Source organism: Aliivibrio sifiae, assembly GCF_002954715.1.
Taxonomy (GTDB): Bacteria; Pseudomonadota; Gammaproteobacteria; order Enterobacterales; family Vibrionaceae; genus Aliivibrio; species Aliivibrio sifiae.
Window position 1 is genome coordinate 1 of record NZ_MSCP01000008.1, and the last position, 2,899, is coordinate 2,899.

1 rRNA gene is annotated in these 2,899 nt (G+C 50.7%); it reads left to right on the top strand.

Features of this window, described 5'->3' with window-relative positions:
* Nucleotides 1-2,880, top strand: a 23S ribosomal RNA gene (locus tag BTO23_RS21210); the annotation flags it as partial.
* Between the last annotated feature and the right edge of the window lie 19 nt (nt 2,881-2,899).

Sequence of the window (2,899 nt, forward strand, 5' to 3'; positions counted from 1 at the left end):
TAAGCGTACACGGTGGATGCCTTGGCAGTCAGAGGCGATGAAAGACGTATTAACTTGCGATAAGCGTAGATTAGGTAGTAAAAACCATTTGAGTCTACGATTTCTGAATGGGGAAACCCACTAGCATAAGCTAGTATCCTGTTGTGAATACATAGCAGCAGGAGGCAAACCGGGAGAACTGAAACATCTAAGTACCCCGAGGAAGAGAAATCAACCGAGATCCCGAAAGTAGCGGCGAGCGAAATTGGGTTAGCCCTTAAGCTTTTAATGAGACAGGTGAAGCCTCTGGAAAGTGGCGCGATACAAGGTGATAGCCCTGTAACCGACATCTCATCATCAGTGAAAACGAGTAAGGCGGGACACGTGATATCCTGTCTGAATATGGGGGGACCATCCTCCAAGGCTAAATACTACTGACTGACCGATAGTGAACCAGTACCGTGAGGGAAAGGCGAAAAGAACCCCTGTGAGGGGAGTGAAATAGAACCTGAAACCGTGTACGTACAAGCAGTAGGAGCATACTTGTTATGTGACTGCGTACCTTTTGTATAATGGGTCAGCGACTTATATTCAGTGGCAAGGTTAACCGTTTAGGGGAGCCGTAGGGAAACCGAGTCTTAACTGGGCGTTCAGTCTCTGGATATAGACCCGAAACCAAGTGATCTAGCCATGGGCAGGTTGAAGGTTGAGTAACATCAACTGGAGGACCGAACCGACTAATGTTGAAAAATTAGCGGATGACTTGTGGCTAGGGGTGAAAGGCCAATCAAACTTGGAGATAGCTGGTTCTCCCCGAAATCTATTTAGGTAGAGCCTCGGACGAATACTACTGGGGGTAGAGCACTGTTAAGGCTAGGGGGTCATCCCGACTTACCAACCCTTTGCAAACTCCGAATACCAGTAAGTACTATCCGGGAGACACACGGCGGGTGCTAACGTCCGTCGTGGAGAGGGAAACAACCCAGACCGCCAGCTAAGGTCCCAAAGTTATAGCTAAGTGGGAAACGATGTGGGAAGGCTCAGACAGCCAGGATGTTGGCTTAGAAGCAGCCATCATTTAAAGAAAGCGTAATAGCTCACTGGTCGAGTCGGCCTGCGCGGAAGATGTAACGGGGCTAAGCTATACACCGAAGCTGCGGCAGTGCAATTTATTGTGCTGGGTAGGGGAGCGTTCTGTAAGCCGTCGAAGGTGTGCTGTAAGGCATGCTGGAGGTATCAGAAGTGCGAATGCTGACATGAGTAACGATAAAGGGGGTGAAAAACCCCCTCGCCGGAAGACCAAGGGTTCCTGTCCAACGTTAATCGGGGCAGGGTAAGTCGACCCCTAAGGCGAGGCTGAAAAGCGTAGTCGATGGGAAACGGGTTAATATTCCCGTACTTCTTATAATTGCGATGGGGGGACGGAGAAGGCTAGGTGGGCTTGGCGACGGTCGTCCAAGTTCAAGTGCGTAGGCTAAGAGTTTAGGTAAATCCGGACTCTTGTTAGGCTGAGACACGATGTCGAGCACCTACGGGTGTGAAGCCATTGATGCCATGCTTCCAGGAAAAGCCTCTAAGCTTCAGATTATAAGAAATCGTACCCCAAACCGACACAGGTGGTCGAGTAGAGAATACTAAGGCGCTTGAGAGAACTCGGGTGAAGGAACTAGGCAAAATGGTACCGTAACTTCGGGAGAAGGTACGCTCCTAGCGGTGATGAGACTTGCTCTCTAAGCTGCCGGGAGTCGCAGATACCAGGTGGCTGCAACTGTTTATTAAAAACATAGCACTGTGCTAAATCGTAAGATGACGTATACGGTGTGACGCCTGCCCGGTGCTTGAAGGTTAATTGATGGGGTTAGACTTCGGTCGAAGCTCTTGATCGAAGCCCAAGTAAACGGCGGCCGTAACTATAACGGTCCTAAGGTAGCGAAATTCCTTGTCGGGTAAGTTCCGACCTGCACGAATGGCGTAATGATGGCCACGCTGTCTCCACCCGAGACTCAGTGAAATTGAAATCGCTGTGAAGATGCAGTGTACCCGCGGCTAGACGGAAAGACCCCGTGAACCTTTACTACAGCTTGGCACTGAACATTGACCCTACATGTGTAGGATAGGTGGGAGCCTTTGAAACCAGTACGCTAGTATTGGTGGAGGCAATCTTGAAATACCACCCTTGTATGCTTGATGTTCTAACGTTGGCCCCTTATCGGGGTTGCGGACAGTGCCTGGTGGGTAGTTTGACTGGGGCGGTCTCCTCCCAAAGAGTAACGGAGGAGCACGAAGGTGGGCTAAACACGGTTGGACATCGTGTGGTTAGTGCAATGGCATAAGCCCGCTTGACTGCGAGAATGACAATTCGAGCAGGTGCGAAAGCAGGTCATAGTGATCCGGTGGTTCTGAATGGAAGGGCCATCGCTCAACGGATAAAAGGTACTCCGGGGATAACAGGCTGATACCGCCCAAGAGTTCATATCGACGGCGGTGTTTGGCACCTCGATGTCGGCTCATCACATCCTGGGGCTGAAGTCGGTCCCAAGGGTATGGCTGTTCGCCATTTAAAGTGGTACGCGAGCTGGGTTTAGAACGTCGTGAGACAGTTCGGTCCCTATCTGCCGTGGGCGTTGGATGATTGAAAGGGGCTGCTCCTAGTACGAGAGGACCGGAGTGGACGAACCTCTGGTGTTCGGGTTGTTACGCCAGTAGCATTGCCCGGTAGCTAAGTTCGGGATCGATAAACGCTGAAAGCATCTAAGCGTGAAGCGAGCCTTGAGATGAGTCATCCCTGATACTTTAAGTATCCTAAAGGGTTGTTGGAGACTACGACGTAGATAGGCAGGGTGTGTAAGTGCTGCGAGGCATTGAGCTAACCTGTACTAATTGCCCGTGAGGCTTAACCATACAACACCCAAGGGGTTTT